This is a genomic window from Paenibacillus sp. MT124, assembly GCF_058792755.1.
This window is the reverse complement of the sequence record NZ_CM179500.1, coordinates 2,865,435-2,885,519: the sequence shown is the minus strand read 5'-3', so window position 1 is coordinate 2,885,519 and position 20,085 is coordinate 2,865,435. Positions and strand designations below refer to the sequence as shown.

Here is a 20,085-nt window from a genome sequence, read left to right as displayed (position 1 = left end):
TTAATGTCATTTCAACATAAATGGAGGCCATATTATGCTAACCGAACAACAGATTCAAGGTATTTATGTACCGGTAATCACCCCTTTTACGAAGGATAATCAGCTCGATATCCCTTCCTTTCGGAACTACATCACACATATGGCGAATAGCGGAATTCACGGTTTAGTTATTAACGGCACTACTGGAGAGTCACCTACGGTTTCATGGGATGAAGTGAAACAGCTCGTTCAAGTCACGAAGGAAACCTTGCAAAGCATAAATAAAACAATACCCATCGTCGTTGGGACCGGAACCAACGATACAGCATCAACGGTCAAGCGTACACAAATGGCTGGTGAACTCGGTGCGGATGCCGTTCTTGTTGTCACTCCCTACTACAACAGACCGACAGAGGAAGGCATTTATGAGCATTTTCGTGTGACTGCCGAAGTGGGAGTACCCGTTATCGTATATGAAATCCCTGCACGCACGGGTGTCCGTGTCTCGGTGGATACGATGAAAAGAATAATGAACTTAGACGGGGTTATTGGCCTTAAGGACAGTACCAATGGTGTGGAATTAATGTCGGAGCTGGTACGAAGCGGATCCAAACCAATCCTGTGCGGAGATGATGCATTCTTTTACGATATGTTAAGTGAAGGTGCTGCTGGTGGCATGCTGGCATCTGCCAATATTAACACGGAGCAATTCATTGAGGTGTACGATCGCTTTAAAAATGGGGACAAAGAGGGCTCGCGTGAGCTGTTTACTCGAGTCGCTCCTTTTATTGACCATCTCTTTGCAGAGCCCGCCCCTGCCATGATCAAATGGCTGCTTGTCAATCAAGGAATCATTACTTCCGATCAACTGCGCCTGCCGCTGATGCCGGCATCTGAGCAATTAAAAGCGAAGATGGATCAATACATGGTGAGCAGTAACGCAGTAATCTAGACACATCAATAACTACAGTAAATAGACATTCAAAAAGCCGCAGATCTGCGGCTTTTTGAATATGCTCTATACAATTCTAAACACAAGCGTTAGCTGAGAGATGCTATCCATTTGATGAATAATTTAGGATAAGAGCTTCACCAGTCTGTTCATCATAACTGATCCAGAGCTCGTCGCCGATCTCTACACCGAATACAGGATCGATCGACTGATAAATTTCATAGATCTGTCCACCTCGGTCCACAGTAATCTGCGCCAAGGGGCGCTCGCCGGCTGTTATACCTTCATACATGACGGTGCGAATCGTGGCTGCACCCTGTTTGCCTTTGGCTAAACGAAAATCACGCTCATAATCTTCACGTTTCATATGCATTGGAATCCGCGTTCCGTTCTGAACAACAGTACCCGATGGTACGAACAGGCTGTTTGTTTTGCGTATACTGTCCTCACCGCTTGTTATCATCAAATCCATGACGAGCAGCTCCCGATCCAGGAACTCCGTCTGGTTCTTCTCCAGTCGGACAACTTCTGCCTCCAGCGCCAATTGATCGGCAAGTTCCGAAGTACCCACACCATAACTTTGAAGGCGAGCCTGGCCTCCAACCAGAATCAACGTTGCCTCGGTTCCTACACGGTAGCTGAAGCCCGGAGGCTGCACAACCGGCACCTCGTATTCTTCTTCATCCGCTGTAAAATGGAGCAGGAGGACCTTGCCGCGATTGAGGAATCCATAATGATCAATACGTTCAAGAACAGCATGATGTATGGTTGATGGCATCTGGCGCTGTAAATCCTCATCGGATATCAACATGGCCTTGTCCTTTTCCCGATTATAGCTGATAACTACCTGATCGCCGATACGATTAGCATTCAGGAGAGAGATAACCTTTTTGAGTTCAACCTCCTTCTGTTCGCCTTCCAACTCGAAACGAATTTTGAAGCGAACCAGCGGCTGATTGTTGACGTAGGTGCCTGTCTCTGCCATCTCCATGATCGTACCATTCAACAGTTCACCCTCGTTAATCAGCTGCGTTCGCCTTTTAAATATTAGTGGCAGGACGAACTGTGGCACGATGATTACTAACAGCGGAATGGCGAGCCAAACTGCCCAGTTGAGGACAAGAACCCCACCTTCACCGATATGACCTAGGAAACCACGGAAGGATAACTGTCCTTCATTCGCTGTTTTGATCCATTCGAGCATCTGGTCCTTCGTCTGCATATGGACTAGTCCTGTCTCCACGTTCATGGCGCCTGCCACCTGTTCACCGGCGGAATAATAGAGCGTATCATCTTCAAGAGCTTTGTAAAATTGAACGTCCGTGTTCTCCAGATCCTGATATGTTAATTGCCCAACCAATGCTCCTGCATCCATGAAAGACTTTTTCTTTTCATTATAGATATAACCGCGAACTTCACCTTGTTTCTCATCCATCATGGAAGATCCAACAATGAAAACCTCCTGGTCATTCAATAAGAATACACTGGCTTGGTATACCGGTTTGGGAGTACCAACGACAGATCCCCACTCATTCGTTTTGGCGTTATAGAAACGGACTTGTTTGGGATTGGAATCCTCGGCGCGAACCAACCGGGTGTTATCAATGCCAAATGATTTGGCAAACGCATTGGAAGCCTGTTCCTGTGCGAGGGTAATACCTACATCCTCAGGCTGGATCTTCACGGCCGGAAGGCCATCCTGTTGAAGAATTCCACTTACATGGGCCCTTTGGCCATGTTCAAGTACCACTTCAAATAAAGGAACAGGCAGCTCGTTTTTGAAGCTCCTGTCTAAGTCAGAGATATTTTCCGGATCCGATGGAAGTACATCTGGACTATTAAGAATCACTTTTTTTACTTCTGCGTCCCTGACCTCTGCAAGGTATGTCGTTGAACCTGATGTTTCTCCATTCACAATGAGCCTGCCACGCCATGCGTGTACACCTGCCCAAGGAGTATCGAGCTGCATTGTACTTCGGGCTAATTCTGTCACTTCTCCCGTATCCCGTACGTGAGTCAGCTGTAAGCTCTGACTGCTATCTAATGTTGGGATGATCACACCGTTATTCTGATATGTAGCTGCTGCTAATGGACCTTGAGAATTGGCACGGATCATTTGTTCTTTGATCAGGTTTCCTGTGTTAGCCTCATACATGTGGAGCCTCGAATACATGCCGTCCCTTTCATCCGTTAAAGCTGCAATTTTGTTCCCGCCATCAAGATAATACATGCCTGTCAGATTGGAGTATTGATCTTGGACTCGCATAACCCCGCCTCGATAATCATTCCAGATCTGTACCGTCAGGATCATCGCAGGAACAAATATTACGAGAAGTATAAACGGAATTCTATTCTTCTTCTTTTTCAAAAAACTCCCCCCTTTCGCACATCTAAACATTATTCATAATTTTCATCGTATACGCAACTTTTTTAAGTTCAGAAACGAAAAAAAGCCGCGAATATCGCGGCTTCTTCTGAATTAAACCAATATGGAAATGAGGATTGGCAGTGAGATCAATGACAGCACGGAGCTCATGACAAAGGATGACGCTGTCTCCACCTCAAGTGTATCGAACCTGGATGCAATCATCGCAGCTACGGCTGAACCTGGGAAGGATACCAGCAGGATGACCATAGTCATGTCGGTTGATGATAGTCCCATCAATAATGCAAACATGTACGTAAACAATGGCAGGGCAATCACCTTCAACAGCGAAATGCTAATGGCATTCAGGCTGAATTTGATCCGGTTAATGCCCACCGTTACCCCGATTGCAAACAGGGCTGCACCGGATGTAATGCTACCGATCTGATCAAAGGAGCTTTGCAGCAGCTGAGGTGACTGGAAGCCAACAAGTGTCAGGATCACACCCAGAAGCGGAATGCAGGCAAGCGGTTCTTTCAGACCATGGATGATGGAATGGACTGTAAGTTTAAACAAGCTTTCGCCATGACCACTCTGCTTGCCCTCTTCCGTTTTCTTCCCCACAGAACTGACAATGGTCGCGATTGGATCAAGCAGCGCATTAACTACGATCCCCGTAATTGCAATTGGAATAGTGACTTCAGCGGCACCGAACAGGTTACCCAGCACCGGAATCCCCATAAATGCAAACGAAGGTTGTGTAGCATTCAATGAAAAGATCGATGACTGGCTAAGATTGACTTTAAAAATGAAACGCATCACCAGCAGCAGCACAACATAGAAGCCGATAATCCCGAGGAATATGGTCATGAAGAATGGCCACTTGTCAATCAGGGTCTCTTTTTTCGTCGTCGTGATACCAATGAACAAATGCGCCGGCAGCGCAAACTTGGTCACCAGTGTATTCAGGCCTTTGGAGGATGCGGAGTTAAATACTTTGAAATAGCCTCCAAAAAAACCGAGTAAAATTACGAAAAATATAGGAATTAATATAATAAAAATGTCACTTACTGACATGTTGGTCAAACCTCCATTTATGATCTGAGCATTTGCAACACTTCAACAAATGACAAAAATTTTGATCATGTGATATGTTATTTTCAATTTTGGACACAGCCAAGGAATACCTGTACGCATGGACAGGTATTCTCTCGGTGTGACGTATTGTCATATTCAAATTATTGCGCGTTCACAGTTATCAAACTGCTGCAAGGATCGGTCTATATACAGGGTGCCACATGGCATCCTTAATCGCCTCTTCCACGTTTTCGAGTTGACGGCGGGCGACACCGTCTTCGATTGCTGCTTTCGCTACAGCCACCGCCACTTTGTAAGAAACATCCTGCAATTCTTTCACCCTTGGCAGGAGTGGAGCTCCTGGTTCAGAAGAATCTACTGCACCTGCTACCGCGATTGCCGCTGCGGTAAACATATTCTTCGTAAATTTCGAAGCTTTGGCTACAATCGCTCCCAGTCCCAGACCAGGGAAAACAAACGCATTGTTGGATTGACCGATTTCAAACTGAATGTCATTATACATTACAGGTTCAAACGGGCTTCCTGTTGCGATCAATGCTTTGCCATCCGTCCATTCAATCAGGCTTTTTGGAGCTGCTTCCGCAAGGGATGTAGGATTGGACATCGGCATGATGATAGGACGTTCCACATGCTTGGCCATTTCCTTCACAACCTGTTCGTTGAAAGCACCTGTAACGCCTGATGTACCAATGAGAATGGTCGGTTTAATACGAGTAACAGCTTCAAGCAGATTAACCTGTCCCTTTTCATCCCGATTCCAGTCTTGGATCTCGTCCGCTTTGCGTACATATGGCTTTTGGTACTCAAACAATCCTTCGATCTCGTCCGTCAAAATACCGCGATAGTCGAATGCCCAGAACCGGTTTTCCGCTTCCTCCTGCGTAAGTCCTTCTTCCATCATGGCATCTCTGATCTGATCCGCATTACCAATCCCGGCAGCCCCTGGGCCAAATACCAGTACGCGATGCTCACGAAGTGGTACACCTGTAACCTCAACGCCTGACATTACAGCAGCCAGTGTGACAGCACCCGTTCCTTGGATATCATCATTGAAGGTGAGCAGCTCTTCTCCATATTTATGGATGATGTTTCTGGCATTTACGCTGCCCATGTCTTCCCAGTGAAGCAGAACGTCGGGGAACCATTTGGTCGTTTCCTTCACAAAAGCTTCAATAAACTGATCATACTTCTCACCGCGGATACGTTCATGACGATTCCCTACATATAATGGATCATTCAACAAAGTAGGATTGTTCGTTCCAACATCAAGTACCACAGGAAGTACTCGGCTAGGATCAACCCCTACGGCAGCGGTGTACACCGCCAGTTTACCGATGGCAATGTTAATGCCGCCCACACCCCAGTCTCCGATACCGAGAATGCTTTCCGAGTCGGTTACCACAATGAGATCCACATCTCCAGCTTGCAGACCACTGTTCCGGAATGCCTCCTCCAGGCCGTCCATATCGTTAATGGAGAGGTAGACACCACCAGGTCTGTGGTATTGATGGCTATATTCCTGAATTGCTTGCCCGACCGTAGGTGTATATACAATTGGCAGCATTTCACTTAGGTGTTCTTTCAATAATCGATAAAATAAAACAATGTTTCGGTTAAACAAGTCATTTAGCATGATGCTTTTACGCAAGTTATCAGACTCATTTTGCAGCTGCTGATAAACCCGGCTCACCTGTTCTTCAATATTTAAAACCATCGGCGGCAAGATGCCGTTCAGGTTCAGTTCTTTTCTCTCTTCTTCGGTAAAGGCAATACCCTTGTTCAGAATTGGATTGGATAGAACTTCTTTACCTCTTAATTGTGTTTTCAGATTCCCGCTCGGATCAACAAAAAATGTGTTCATTACGAATAGCCTTCTTTCATGATGTCTCTTTAGTTTCTTTTTAACACTAGGTAACTTTAAGTTAGTTGTTAACCTTCCGATGACAATTATATGACTTTTTCACTATGATGTAAACGAAGTTGTGAAACTTTCATGAAAGGAATTTAGTTGTTATTCGATAAATAATATTTATCATTTTGTTATTTTTCAAGAAAATCATTTTATAGCATTCTTTGGATTCGACATGAGCAATGATGACAATTCATAGACATAAGAAAAAACCGCATTGCTGCGGTTTTATAGGATAATTTGTTTGAAATGAATTGTTATGGGATGTAAGCGTCCACAACCTCTACCTTTTTCACTGCCCCATCCTCTATGTATTTCACATCTATTACGCTTCCTCTCTGAAATTTGGGGACATGTATGATTGGAATATACGTCTTCACAATGGTTTGAAAGATCTGACCATCTTCCTGGGTAACTAACAGATCAAGACGCACGCCAGGCCGTCCATCCATGCTGGATGAAGTCTCAGCGATATCCTGGATGATTGCTTCTGCAGGCATTCCGAATTTCAAAATCTCCTTTTTGTTCTGCATCTTCTCTTGACCCGTTCGCAGCCTTTTAGTGACTTTTAAGACGAGAATCAATCCTGTGGTCAGCCCGAACAAAATAATGACTATACCAATGATTACGATCGTTGAAGCTGTCGTCATTTCATCCTCCTTAAATGAGACTTCATACAGATTACTTCAAGATTAGATATGATATTCCTGCAAATGTTTGAATCCGTGAGCTTTGATCTGGTGTGTTCACCAAGTTTTATTTCAGACTTATCTTCAACCATCCGATAGTTATAAGGGGCGCTCACTAGAGCGCCTTTTTACTTCATGGATGCTGCCCTCTTAGATTTCCTTGTCTGCGAATGGGCGAAACTGGTCTGTAACGGTGAGTAGTTTACTGCCCTGCAGATAAAACGCATCATCCGCTTTCCACGTATGGCTTTTCTTGTTCTGCCTCCGGTGATAGACATAGTTATAGGGTGAGGTTGCATATGTTTTGAACCCTTTCTTCCTGCATTGCCTCAGAAAGGTAACATCTTCGCCCACGGAACGGTCGGTGAATCTAACCTTCTTGAGGACTTCCTTTTTGAACAGGATCGTGCCCCCCTGAACAAACTCTACGAATTTACTGGCTTCCTTAGGGGATCTGATCAGTAGTTTTTTCGAAGCGCCGAGATATACCAGACAGGAATGTTTGCCCACGATATCACTTCGGGTCCGTTTTAATGCACCTACTTGTTCTTTCAAATAATAGGAAGAATAATAATCGTCATCATCAAACTTCGCAATTAACGAGAAGCGGGCACGTTCAATCCCTGCATTCAAACATTGTCCCAATGAGATTCTCTCAGGAACCTGATATACATGAATATTGGCGTGGCCTCGAACACGGTTTCGATATGATTTCAGATCCATGCCGTCATGATTCAGAATGATAATCAACTCTTTGCTCCCGTACCGCTGTCTCTTAAAATTCGTCAGAATGTTATCAAAAAACTGTGACCGGTTCGTACATACAATAATGGAAACCCCATGTCCACCCTCTGTATTGTTCAAGGCTTAACCTCTCTTCTATGAATGATCTTTCATCATATGTAGAAGAATAGATTAGGTGTAGGCTAATAGAAAAGAATTATAGATTGAGCCCTGGCTGACCTGCCAAGGCTCCCCAAGCATGGTTACGTACCAAAATACACGTCCAGTTTTCCTGTTGGTGGCGTGGTCGCCATCCAAACGGCAGCCAGATTATCAGGAGCGGCGGTAGCAGCCGTAATATAATCCCCAATGAGCGGTGTTGGAACCGGATTATTTCCATTCGGATTAAAAGAAGTCGTCGTGAGTCTCCGATTACTGAACGTAACCCCACCATTAAAAGATTCAGCAACGAATACATCCAGAAGGAATCCGTCGATCCGGTTGGTCATATAAATGACCCGAATCGTTCCGGCAAACGGGGACACGGTTATAAATGGGAAGAAGTTCTGTGTACCTGGAGGGGCACCCGTTATACTTACAGGAGCTGACCAGAGCAGTCCATCGGGAGATTGGCTGAGGAACACATCCGTGTAACCATTTCGGGCATCGTTCCAGACCCCGTATACGGTTCCACTGTTCGGTCCAATGGATATGTCGGCCCCCAGACACAGGTTGGTTTGAACTCGAAAAGCATAATTGGGCACAGGCAATGGCGAGGGAGCTGGTACAACTGAGGAGATAAACGTAGCCTGACGTTCAATGGGAGGCTGATAATTGATTCCTCCATCATATGATATCCTCAGTAATGCAGAAGGACTGGCAGGTCCTGTAATGATATACCCGGCATAGACCTCACCAGAAAAACCAACGGCTAACGCTGCACGGTCATGTATTCCACGTGGGTTGGACTGTCTGTCCGGTGGTTCCCAGGTCAAACCCTGATTCACCGATCTCTGCGTAAAAATAGCAGACGATGTTGTCGCGAGTGGTGTATACCCCACGTAGGCATGCCCACGATAAGGACTGCCTGGAGACCGATCCACGGCAATGAAAGGCTCATCATTATGAACAATTGTCCCATATCCTGCTTGCACGATTACGGGAGGTTGCCATGTTGCGCCATCATCAAACGAAGTATAACTGACGATTGTCCCATCGTTGATTCCATTGAACACATGAACGGTCACTATAAAAGTACTTGGAAAAGTATAGTCAATGGTAGGTGCCTCTGCCCCGGAATATCCGGCTGGCTGTGGAAGCACTGTAGTCGACCATGTGTTTCCACCATCGATTGAACGATAGAAACCTGTTAGCGTGGGCCCCGTACTGGTATCCACAGCAACAACACACATAATATTCGGATTTAGCGTATTTACAGCAATGGAAGGTTCAAACTGGTTGCCTCCCAAGGCACCGGTAATATTCACTACTGGCAATATGCTCACCTCGATTCCTTTAAGGGATATTTGTAAATCGGTCTATTAACGTCATTTCCGACTGGAGAATTCGCTGGATAATTTGACCTGTAGAGTTAACCGAATACACATGAATAATAGTGCTTGTAGCACTGAAATAATCACTTTGCACTTCAAAAAAAGCAGCGTTAATCAGTGGATAGATAAATGTTCTCGTAGCTTGGGGAGCCAATTGAAACAGCTCATGACCAACTGTAAAGCGCGTAGTTTGGGTTGTGTCCCACCTGAATACTTCAAGTTCAATATTGACGGGAGCATTAAGTGAATCGTTGATACAAGTTACAATGACCTGGGTAGATTGTGTAGCTCCAGTTACGGGATTATAGACAAGACCTGTACTATTCGGCAAAACATTTCACTCCCTTCTCTGCAGAAAAAAGGTACAATTCTTCCGATTAGACTATACTATGTTCCTGTCTATCAACTGTCACGGCTAATATAAGTGCCTCATCGAATGATCCTGTTCCTTTTTTCATGCAGCGCTTAATCGTGCGCATCTGCCTTTCGCTTAACAAAACAAAAAAAGCCCTGTTAAATTCCCAAGGACCTTTCCATATATATGATTGCGATTTATCTAGGTAGAATTATTGATATTTTAGTTTTATCCCCACGAGAGTGAGAGTATCGGTTGAGAGCGCTGCACCTGCCTCATTATTTTCTTCTTCAACAACGTCCCACTGCCGGTTAATAAGCATGCGCAGCAATTCTATCTCTTGAGCGCTTAATCGGATATGTCTCAGCGTTAGCTCCTCTTGGCTATAGTCCAGATCAATCTTACGATCAAACCGAAAGTCCAGCACCCTTTTCAGTCCGTTGATATGCAAAAACTTAAACTCGTATCCGCTGCGAATGGCCTTGGCCCAATCCTCACCAGCTTCTTCTGCCGTCTGCAACCGTTCTTCCAAATCCATGGTCGGTTCCTTGATCTTGGACAGCAAAGGTGCGAGATCTCTCCGCTGCAAACGATCGATAATAATCTCAATCGGTTCACTACTCGTCAAAACATTCTCCACCAGCATCCCTACAGGAATCGAAAGCCGCACCTGACTCATGCTCAGACCGCCTCTTCTCGAAGATACTGATTGAACCAGGCATTGATCTGTTCGAAACTGTCCACTCGTAGTGAAGGCTTGCCGCTTTTCAGCAGCGAATGATTGGAACCAGGATAGCGAATCAGTTTGGTTGTTTTGCCGTAACGTTTGAGCATGGTATAGAGCTCCTCCGCCTGGGCAATCGGAGTCCGATAGTCCTGCTCCCCATGCATGATAAGAAGCGGTGTGTCGATCTTATGTGCGTGAGCCAGCGGTGAACGGGACCATAACAGCTCGGCATTCTCTGCCGGATTGCCCCCAATGACTCCCTCCACATAAGATATGCCTATATCACTGGTACCGTACATGGAGAGCCAATTGGAGATGCAGCGCTGGGTAACAGCTGCCTTGAACCGATTGCAGTGGGCAACGATCCAGTTCGTCATAACCCCTCCGTAACTGCCGCCTGCAACACCCAGGCGTGATTCATCAAATGTTTCGTATGTGTCCAGGGCATGGTCGACCGCCTCCATTAAATCTCGGAAGTCTCCACCCGCGAAATCACCACGGCAAGCTCTGGTAAATTCCTGTCCGTATCCCATACTTCCTCGCGGATTCACCCATAAGATGGCATACCCTTGTGCTGCAAGTGTCTGCATCTCAAAACTGAAAGTGCCTGTATACATTGCATGCGGGCCTCCGTGGATTTGCAAAATCAGTGGAGTTTTGGCACTCGAATCCTGCCTCGCAGGCTGCAGCAGCCATCCCTGGATGCGCCAGCCGTCTGTGGATGTAAATTCAATCCGTTCAGGGACATTCACTTGGAGCGCGTTGATCCATTCGTCGTTTCTCCGGGTGAGCTGGACCATTTCGCCAGTCTCCACATCCACACGGTACAGCTCTGCAGGGTGATCGACTGTCAGAGCAGCAACGATGAGTGTGGCTCCATCTGGTGACAATGTGTATTGGTACACATCCTTTTCACCTTTTCCGGTCACGGACTGACAGTTTCCATTTTCATGGATGCGGTATACATCCACGCTTCCATCATGCGTACCGAGTACAAACATGCCTCGTTCAGGATGGTTGGCATCCCAGAGCGGAGATGGAGTCGGACTGGCGGACTTCATATCCCCGAGTGCCGCGTTGCCTAACTGCATATCGAGTCCCGTTGTGATCGGCTGTGGCGTTCCTCCTTGAACCGGAACTGTGTATAATCTGTTATGGCTGCCACTGCCGAATTCCCGGTCGCTGGCAATCAGGTTCAGTACCTGACCATCGGGAGAATAGGAGAACTGGCTCACCAGCAGACTGGAGTCTGTCACTTTGGAAGGCTCACTTTCTCCCAGCCGAATAGTGTATACGTCAGTGAAGTACAGCAGATCCGCATCGGCCTCCTTATCCTCCACCTGCTTCGAGATAAAAGTAATGCTCCGGCTATCCGGGGACCATGTGGGTCCACTGACATTCCAAGGTCCGGTGGTCACTGAAGTGATCTCTCCACTTTCCACATCATAAACGAACAGATGGCTGTAGAGACCGTCCCACCAGCCGGATCCCTCTGCTTTCGGCGTTGTACGTTCATACACTTTGCCACGCAGCTCAGATGCCGTTTCATTCTTCGGCTGATCTTTGTCAACTGCGTCTTTTATCTGCACTTTGCAGGTGAAGGCAACATACTGGCCGTCAGGTGACCAAGCGTAATCCACTATTTTTTGCTCTGGCGGAATAAGATTAACAGGTTCGTCCTCTCCTGCCGCAAGCGTCCATAATCCTTTGCCGCCCTCTTCCAAACGCAAGAAAGCAAGCCGTGTTCCGTCCGGTGTCCAGTTCGGCGCTGTGTCCTTGGTGCCATTCGTGAGCTCGACATCATTGCTGCCATCCAGCGAGATTCCCCGGATCCGGGTGTTGTACTCGTTCTTTTGCCGATCTATGGTCTGCTCTACGTAAGCCACCTGTCCATTCGGATGGATTACGGGTTGGCTAATGGAACGGTAGTTATATAAATCCTCCGGCATGATCGGTCGTTTGTTCATATGAAGGTCCCCTTTCCCAGTCCTGTTATTTTTTATTCGTTTCCGTACGTGGATCAAGTACATCGCGCAGCCAATCCCCGAGGAAAATAACGCCAAGCACTGTGAATGTGATGGCTAGGCCCGGGAATGTGGCTACCCACCAGCTTGTGGCTACATATTGTCTTCCATCACTGAGCATGCCTCCCCATGAAACGTCCGGCGGCTTAATGCCCAGACCAAGGAAACTGAGCGAAGCTTCCATAATAATGGTCGTTCCGACGTTCATACCGCAGATGACGATAAATGAAGACAGGATGTTTGGCAGAATGTGTTTTACAATCAACCGTCCATTCTTGGCTCCTATGGACCTAGCAGCATGAACAAAGTCACGCTCCTTAATGCTAAGAACCTCACTTCGAACGATACGGGTAAACGGAACCCAGTTGGTTACGCCGATGACAAAGATCAAGGTCGTTATTCCCGGGCCAACGATGGCCATCACAACGAGCATGAACAGAATGGTAGGAATGGCCATGAAGGCATCTCCCACCCGCATGATAACCGCATCCAGCCATTTCCCATAAAATCCGGATAGCAGTCCCAGGATGGCTCCGATCACTCCTGAGACAATGACTGCCCCCATACCTACGATTAATGAAACGCGTGCACCATACACGATTCGGCTCCACATGTCTCGGCCTAGATTATCCGTACCAAGCCAATGTTCCGAGGCTCCTCCGTCCAGCCAGGCAGGAGGTTTAAGGCGATTAAGCGGATCGACAGCTGCAGGATCGTGACTCGTTAGCAGAGGTGCACATATGGCGATCAAAACGACCAACAAAACGAGCACAGAGCCAAGCATCCCGGTCTTGCTGATGATCAGTTGTTTCCATATATAGCGAAATCCCCCTTGCGTACGTGAACTCTCCTTCTCCTGTTCCGCACCCGGAATTGGCATTTCATTGCTCCCTGTCATAGGTTGCACCTCCTTCTAGTCGAATTTAATGCGCGGATCAAGCAGCCGGTAAGCTACGTCCGTCAGAATATTGGTTATAACTACGATTAGTGCAATGACAAACACGGCTGCCTGTACAATCGCCATGTCATGTGTATTAACGGCGACAACCAGAAGCTGTCCCAGCCCCGGCCAAGAGAACACCGTTTCCGTAATCAGTGTTCCGCCGATCAGACTCGTAAACTGCAAACTCATAATGGTTACAACCGGGATCAAGCCGTTCCGGAACGCATGTTTCCCAATCACGACCATCCGGCCAAGCCCCTTGCTGCGTGCCGTACGAATATAATCCTGACTTAGAATTTCCAGCATGCTGGAACGAATTAGACGAGTCATCTGTGCGGCCAGACCTACACCAAGGGTAAATGCGGGCAAGATTAAGTGCGACAGACCACCCCGACCCGAAACGGGCAGAACGCCCAACATAACGGAGAACAACAGGATCAGCATGATGCCCATCCAGAAGTTCGGCATTGCCTTGCCGATCACGGATATCCCCGAAATGATCAGATCGGTAAACGTATTACGTTTAACCGCCGAAATGACACCCAGCGGCACTGCCATCAGAACGGCAAAAAACATGGCTGCTACAGCCAGTTCAAAACTGGCAGGCAATCTCTCCAGAACAAGCTGCAGGGCTGGTTGTCCGTAGCGAAAAGATTGACCGAAATCGCCCTGCAATGCACTGCCCAGGAATTTCATGTATTGCGTGTAGAGCGGTTGATCCAGCCCAAGCGCTTCTGTAAGCACCGCGCGATCTTCCGCTGTGGCAGTCTCGGGCAGCATCAGGGCAACAGGATCACCCGTAACCCTGACCAATATAAACACAATCAGCGATACAATAAATAATACCGGTATGACTTGCAGTAAAGATTTGAATACGTACTTTCCCATCCTCATTCACCTCCATGCGATACAAAAGAACGGCAGGAACTTGGTCTACCCAGTCCCTGCCGTTCACGGCCTATCGTTGCAATGACCAGTTCTTCTGCCGGGTCTTACTGTGCTGCAGGTGTAATTTCGTCGGCATAGAACATTTCATCACTGCGCGGCGTGAAGTTCACGCGTGCATTCGTTCCGTAGACCCCTTCCATCTGGTACAGATACACGGCTGGACGTTCCTCTGCGAAGATTTGTTGTACTTGCTGGTACTCTTTTTCACGAGCCTCAGGGTCCATGTTCACGAGTGCAGATTGAAGCAATTTCTCCACTTCCGGATTATTGTAATCCGATTCTCCTTTAGCTTCTTCCAACATGTAACGGTTGTAGTTATTGGAAGCGTCGAACAAGGAGTTGCCGATACCGATCATGAAGATTTCCTTGAAGGATTTGGAGCTGTAACGTTCACTGAAAGCACTTGGCTCAAGCACGTCCATATTGATTTTGAAGCCTGCTTGCTCCAGCATGGCAGCAACAACTTCAACCTGTTCTTTATATTGCGATGAAACGGAAATGGTCATCTCGGCTTCGCCTTCAGCGTAACCCGCTTCGTTCAGGAGCTGCTTGGCTTTTTCCAGATCATAAAGCGATGTTTTGTATAATGAAGGATCTGCACCAAAGTTACCTGGCGTTACGGATGTACGGGTGACGATACCTGCTCCACCAGCAATGCTGTCGACAATACCTTGTTTGTCGATGGCAAGATCAATGGCTTCACGGACTTTCGGATCAGCTGTAATGCTGCCTTCTGTCTGACGGAAGATCAGCTGCAGCACGCGCTGGATTGGTGCTTTGACAATTTTCTTGTCTGCTTCACCTTCAATACGGGCGATGTCTGTAGATGGAATCGATGCAGCTACGTCAACTCCACCCGCGAGCAGTTCGGATACCCGTGTGGAAGCCTCAGGGATTACGCGGAATACGACTTCATTCCATTTCGGTTCATCGCCATAGTAATTCTCATTCTTCACGAGTACCACACGATCATCTTTGGTCCATTTGTTGAATTTATAAGGTCCGGTTCCTACTGGCTGTTTCAGGAAAGCATCCATGCCGTTATCCTCGATATATTTGGCAGGCAGGATGCCTGCTCCCATCTTGGAGAGGCGGTTAAGCAGGAGCGGATCCGGTCCGTCCGTAATGATATCCACGGTATGCTCATCAACCGCTTTGACTTCAACGATATTTTTGAAATAGCTGTTTTGTTTAAGCGTTTCATCTTTGGCTACACGCTCGATTGTATATTTGACGTCTGCTGAAGTGAATGGATCGCCATTATGGAACGTAACCCCTTTACGCAGCTTGAAGCGCCAGGTGGTGTCATCCACTTGTTCCCAGGATTCAGCAAGTCCAGGCACTTTATTTTGTTCACTGTCGTTTTTGATCAGATAATCGAATACGTTAACCAGAACCGCCTCACTGGATGTATTGTTGTTGTTATGCGGATCGAAGCTCTCAATATCGGTAGCAGCTGCAATCGTAAGTGTTGTGGTGGCAGCTCCGCCTCCTTCGGTTCCACTTGATGCCGAGTTGCTGTCTGTGCCTGTACCTGTTCCACCGCATGCGCTGAGCACCAATGCTACAGCCAGTAATGTAATCCACATGCCAGTCCACTGTCTTTTTTTCATTTGGAACGTTCCCCCTCAGAAGTCGTGTGTCTTGCCAAAAACTCAAGTGCTATGGATGACAGCATGCCTACACCATAAGGCATTGCCGTTTCATCCAGATCAAACATCGGATGATGCAGCGGATATCTTGTCCGCTCTTCCTCATTGCCTGAACCAAGACGGAAGAAAACGCCAGGAATCTGTTCGCAATAGAAGGCAAAATCTTCACCGCCGGTAGAAGGCGGAATGCTGCTCCATCCTTTTGCCCAATCCAATCCATCGACAGTTTCGGTAAGCAAATCCACCATCGCATGATCGTTCACCACGACCGGATATCCATCGCCATAAACAACTTCATGCCCTGCGCCGAAGGAAGCGCACACCCCGCTAACGACTTGTTCAATCAATGCAGGCATGCGTTCACGAAGAGTGGGTGACAGTGTGCGGACCGTACCGATCATCTCCACCTCTGGCGCAATGGCTGTGCCCATATACCCGCCAGTGATTTTGCCAATGGTGACTACAACGGGCTCCAGCGGATCCACCAAACGACTGGCGATATTCTGCAGCGCTGTGATGACCTGAGCTGATACGGCAATCGCATCGATGCCTTCATGCGGCCGTGCAGCATGTCCACCTTTGCCGAATACACGAATTACCAGACGGTCTGCTGAAGCAAAAGCAACCCCTTTACTCACACCAACGGTACCCGCATCCTGGCCAGGCGTCACATGCAGCCCTGCAATCGCATCCACTTTCGGATTCTCCAGTACACCGTCCTGAATCATGGCCCGTGCACCGGCTAACCCCTCTTCTGCTGGCTGGAACACAAACTTGATGTTACCCGACTTCGGTCTGCCAAGACCGGTAAGCAGTTCAGCCGCCCCCATCAAAATGGTAGTATGAGCATCATGACCGCACAAGTGAGCCTTGCCTTCAACCTGGGAACGATACTCCGCCGATTTCTGATCCTGGATCGGAAGAGCATCCATATCTGCCCGGAGTGCAATGGTTGGGCCGTCAGTCTCTCCACGGAGCAAACCTACAACTCCGGTTTTCCCAACGTTTCGTATGACTTCGAGCCCCAGACTTTCCAAATGCTCTGCCACGATGCCTGAGGTCCGCACCTCTTCATATCCGATTTCCGGATGGCGATGGAAGTCCCGACGCCAGTTCGTGAGCTTCGGCTGCAGCTGCTGTGCTAGTTCAAAAAGTTTTGCTTGTTCCATTAGTGCTCATCTCCTTCTTGTTCCATGGTGACCAACCTTGAGTAGATGGCATCAGCGGAATATGCAATGTGGCGTTTCATCGTATCTCGTGACTTCAGCGGATCACGGGATTTTAGTGCTTCAAGAATTTCGGTATGTACCTCTTGATTAAGAACCCGAATGTTTTCGTCGTATGGCATCAGATCCAGCGCAGGATTGATCTTGGTACGAATCTGTCTGACTGCCGTTTCCAGGTAAGGATTCCCTGACGCCTTGGCAATCGTCAGATGAAACTTAACGTCCAGTGCCCTGAACCATTCCCGAGTACATTCTGGCTCGGTACTCTGTTTGATGTAACCTTCCAGCAGCTCCAGTTCGCCTGCGGTGATCCGCTCAGCAGCCAGAAAAGCACCTTCCGGCTCCACGATTGTCCGATATTCAAACACATGTAACATCTGATCCCAGTCACGCATGATTTCTTCCTTGGTTCTTTTATGTGCATTAGCCGTGATGGGAAGTACGAATGTTCCTCCCTTGGCACCAACACGTTTTTCAATCAATCCCTTACGCTCAAGAGCAGATAAGGCTTCACGAACGGTAATTCGGCTTGCATTGAACATTTCGGCAAGTTCACGTTCCGAAGGGAGCTGATCTTCACTCATGATTTCTTTAAGAATAATAGCTTCCTCTAACTGTTCTCTGATAAATTCACTGACCTTTATTGCAGAAACTTTCTCAAACTGGAAAGTCGCTTGGTTGAACATATCAACACTCCGATCGATATAATGTCTAAACCTTATACCATTAAACTCTTATTCGTAATATAATTCCGAGTAAACAGATATGCAATCATTTTTTTTCAAAATATCACAAATATTTTTTTAATCCGACGAAAATGCTTAACTTAATAACGAAAAAGACGCTGCCAAATAACAGCAGCGTCTTCCCATCGTTTAATTGGTGTTGCTTCGAAAGAATTAGTTTTGCTCGTTCAAGTACACCGCTTTTCCCGTGCGGGCAGATTCATAGAGAGCTTCGAGAATTTGCGATACAACCAGAGCTTGTTTAGGAGTAACTACAGGCTCTTGATCCTTATCGATAGCTTCAATCCACTTTCTCATCTCCACATCCGGCGCACTTTCCGACTTCCCGTCGTAGAACGCTACGCCGTCTGCACTAAGCGAGATCTCATTCGTATAGAGACGGCTGAATTTCTCGCCGTTAATGCGCAGGCCATTCTTCATGTCGGCTCCGGCTTCCGTTCCACTAAGACTGCATTTTGCTTCATCCACATCCAGCGAATTCAGCGCCCAGCTGGATTCCAGCATGATGGTCGCACCATTTTCCATTACGATCATGCCGAAGGCCGAATCCTCAACCGAGAATTTCTTCGGATCCCACGGGCCCCATGCATTTGCTGCATTTTCCTTTTGGGAGAGCTCATGATACGTCGTGCCCAGAACCACTTTGGGTTTGTAATTGTCCATCATCCAGAGTGTCAGGTCCAATGCGTGTGTACCGATATCGATCAGTGGTCCGCCGCCTTGTTTTTCTTCATCGAGGAAAACACCCCACGTCGGTACGGCTCTTCTGCGAATCGCATGTGCCTTGGCAAAATAGATCGATCCCAGCTCGCCTGCTTCGCACATCTGCTTCAGGTACAAGCTGTCTTCTCTGAAGCGGTTATTGTATCCAATGGTCAGCTTTTTGCCTGTGCGTTCAGCTGCTTCAAGCATGCTCCGTGCTTCGGCGGATGTCTTCGCCATCGGTTTTTCACACATGACGTGTTTACCGGCTTCAAGTGCTGCAATGGAGATTTCGGCATGCGAAATATTAGGGGTGAGTACGTGAACGATGTCAATCGATTCATCCTTCAGCAGGTCCTGATAATCCGTATATACTTCAGCTTCGGTACTGCCATATTTCTCTTTGGCTTCCTCAGCCCGTTCAGGAACAATATCACAGAATGCAACCAGTTCAACATTATCGAGCTTGCTCAAGCTTGGCAGATGCTTGCCATTCGCAATCCCGCCACATCCAACAATTCCGATCCGATACACTTTACTCATATCCATTCACCCTCACTTTTGATTTGGTTTGTTTCATCTTCCGAAAAGCGGTCGGGGTCATTCCCAGGCGCTTGCGGAAGACGGCATGCAAATAGTTGGCATTGGTAAAACCGGAGACAAGTGCAATCTGTTCAATCGATCCGTTGCTCTCCTCCAGATTGCGGCACACCGCGTCAAGGCGAATATCTTCCAGCACACGGCTGAACGGCATGCCTGGCTGCACCTGATAAAATATCCGCTGCAGTTGTCTGGTGCTGATATGTAGCTTCTCTGCCACATGTTCCAGTGTGACGACATTGGAATAATTGGCCTCCATATACTGCACAGCATATTCATACCTGTACATGGACATATCCCGTTCCGGTGCTTCAACCCGGATTTCGCCGTTATCATGGGCACGAACGGTTCTCAGCAGAATGCTGATCACAAGCTGTTTAATGGATGTGTAATACCCGATCAGTTTACGATCACAAGCCTCATACGCTTCCAAAAAACAGTTCATGGCCCGGTGATAATCATGCACCGGAACGAGGGGCAGCGCCTTGAGTTTGGCGATCGTCTCCTCGGATTCTGCGGCTTCCCAAGGATCTACATCCTCTCTAGGCTGCTCGACAATATCCACATGAAGACATAGTTCATCCATGTCCTCATCGGCATCGGCCTCCTGATAGTGAACGACGCCAGGCCCGGTCAAATAGAGCATGCCTTCGGACAAGGAATGCATCTGGTCTCCCAGAATAACTTTCCCCTTGCCCCGCGGTATAAAATGAAATTCAAATTCCGCATGGTTATGAAAATCAACGATTCGACCTGCCGGGAATGACGTCAAGTGAAATCGTAAAACCCGTATTTCGTAATGTCCCCAAGCAATGGTTATGTCCAAACGCTCAAGGAGATCCTGTCGTTCAAGCATTTTTTCAAAAGGATATCGGTTCAATATCGTACCTCCCC

General features: G+C 47.4%; 17 protein-coding genes. 1 reads left to right on the top strand and 16 read right to left on the bottom strand.

The features are described 5' to 3' along the window. Positions 1-34 precede the first annotated feature (34 nt). Positions 35-931, top strand: coding sequence for a 4-hydroxy-tetrahydrodipicolinate synthase (gene dapA, locus AC3RCI_RS13255; protein ID WP_492529416.1), 897 nt, complete (start codon positions 35-37; stop codon positions 929-931). A gap of 103 nt (positions 932-1,034) precedes the next feature. Here dapA and AC3RCI_RS13250 read toward each other — a convergent pair whose 3' ends face one another. The 16 genes from AC3RCI_RS13250 to AC3RCI_RS13175 form a co-directional block, all read right to left on the bottom strand. Continuing rightward, complete coding sequence (locus AC3RCI_RS13250; RefSeq protein WP_492529414.1) at positions 1,035-3,299, bottom strand: hypothetical protein; 2,265 nt, start codon at positions 3,297-3,299, stop codon at positions 1,035-1,037. Between the two features lie 111 nt (positions 3,300-3,410). Next, the gene (locus AC3RCI_RS13245; protein WP_193721676.1) at positions 3,411-4,373 is read right to left on the bottom strand and encodes an AEC family transporter; all 963 of its coding nucleotides are present in this window, start codon (positions 4,371-4,373) and stop codon (positions 3,411-3,413) included. A 181-nt stretch (positions 4,374-4,554) separates the two neighbouring features. Continuing rightward, the gene (locus tag AC3RCI_RS13240) at positions 4,555-6,255 is read right to left on the bottom strand and encodes an NAD-dependent malic enzyme (protein WP_492529412.1); all 1,701 of its coding nucleotides are present in this window, start codon (positions 6,253-6,255) and stop codon (positions 4,555-4,557) included. A gap of 305 nt (positions 6,256-6,560) precedes the next feature. Next, complete coding sequence (locus AC3RCI_RS13235; protein ID WP_492529410.1) at positions 6,561-6,953, bottom strand: hypothetical protein; 393 nt, start codon at positions 6,951-6,953, stop codon at positions 6,561-6,563. A gap of 189 nt (positions 6,954-7,142) precedes the next feature. After that, positions 7,143-7,856 carry a glycosyltransferase family 2 protein gene (locus tag AC3RCI_RS13230; RefSeq protein ID WP_336779908.1) on the bottom strand — a complete coding sequence of 238 codons (714 nt, stop codon included), beginning with the start codon at positions 7,854-7,856 and terminating at the stop codon, positions 7,143-7,145. A gap of 122 nt (positions 7,857-7,978) precedes the next feature. Next, the gene (locus AC3RCI_RS13225; RefSeq protein ID WP_336779907.1) at positions 7,979-9,211 is read right to left on the bottom strand and encodes a beta propeller repeat protein; all 1,233 of its coding nucleotides are present in this window, start codon (positions 9,209-9,211) and stop codon (positions 7,979-7,981) included. Between the two features lie 19 nt (positions 9,212-9,230). Beyond that, on the bottom strand, positions 9,231-9,599 hold the full coding sequence (locus AC3RCI_RS13220; RefSeq protein ID WP_492529408.1) for a hypothetical protein: 369 nt from the start codon (positions 9,597-9,599) through the stop codon (positions 9,231-9,233). A 235-nt stretch (positions 9,600-9,834) separates the two neighbouring features. Next, positions 9,835-10,302: a hypothetical protein gene (locus AC3RCI_RS13215; protein ID WP_492529406.1), complete on the bottom strand. Its 468-nt coding sequence runs from the start codon at positions 10,300-10,302 to the stop codon at positions 9,835-9,837. A 2-nt stretch (positions 10,303-10,304) separates the two neighbouring features. Continuing rightward, positions 10,305-12,317: a S9 family peptidase gene (locus AC3RCI_RS13210; protein WP_492529404.1), complete on the bottom strand. Its 2,013-nt coding sequence runs from the start codon at positions 12,315-12,317 to the stop codon at positions 10,305-10,307. 25 nt (positions 12,318-12,342) lie between these two features. Next, positions 12,343-13,272, bottom strand: a complete 930-nt coding sequence (locus AC3RCI_RS13205) for an ABC transporter permease (protein ID WP_127535936.1) — start codon at positions 13,270-13,272, stop codon at positions 12,343-12,345. 15 nt (positions 13,273-13,287) lie between these two features. Continuing rightward, complete coding sequence (locus AC3RCI_RS13200) at positions 13,288-14,205, bottom strand: ABC transporter permease (protein WP_127535937.1); 918 nt, start codon at positions 14,203-14,205, stop codon at positions 13,288-13,290. A gap of 104 nt (positions 14,206-14,309) precedes the next feature. Further along, positions 14,310-15,878, bottom strand: a complete 1,569-nt coding sequence (locus AC3RCI_RS13195; protein WP_492529402.1) for an ABC transporter substrate-binding protein — start codon at positions 15,876-15,878, stop codon at positions 14,310-14,312. Beyond that, positions 15,875-17,086, bottom strand: coding sequence for a M20 metallopeptidase family protein (locus tag AC3RCI_RS13190; RefSeq protein WP_492529400.1), 1,212 nt, complete (start codon positions 17,084-17,086; stop codon positions 15,875-15,877). Before AC3RCI_RS13190 ends, AC3RCI_RS13195 begins: the two co-directional genes overlap by 4 nt. After that, complete coding sequence (locus AC3RCI_RS13185; RefSeq protein ID WP_336779901.1) at positions 17,086-17,829, bottom strand: FadR/GntR family transcriptional regulator; 744 nt, start codon at positions 17,827-17,829, stop codon at positions 17,086-17,088. The genes AC3RCI_RS13190 and AC3RCI_RS13185 overlap by 1 nt, the downstream gene beginning before the upstream one ends. 213 nt (positions 17,830-18,042) lie before the next feature. After that, positions 18,043-19,134 (bottom strand): Gfo/Idh/MocA family protein, encoded by a 1,092-nt coding sequence (locus AC3RCI_RS13180; protein WP_492529398.1) that lies wholly within the window; start codon positions 19,132-19,134, stop codon positions 18,043-18,045. Continuing rightward, complete coding sequence (locus AC3RCI_RS13175) at positions 19,127-20,071, bottom strand: helix-turn-helix domain-containing protein (RefSeq protein WP_492529396.1); 945 nt, start codon at positions 20,069-20,071, stop codon at positions 19,127-19,129. The genes AC3RCI_RS13180 and AC3RCI_RS13175 overlap by 8 nt, the downstream gene beginning before the upstream one ends. Positions 20,072-20,085 lie beyond the last annotated feature (14 nt).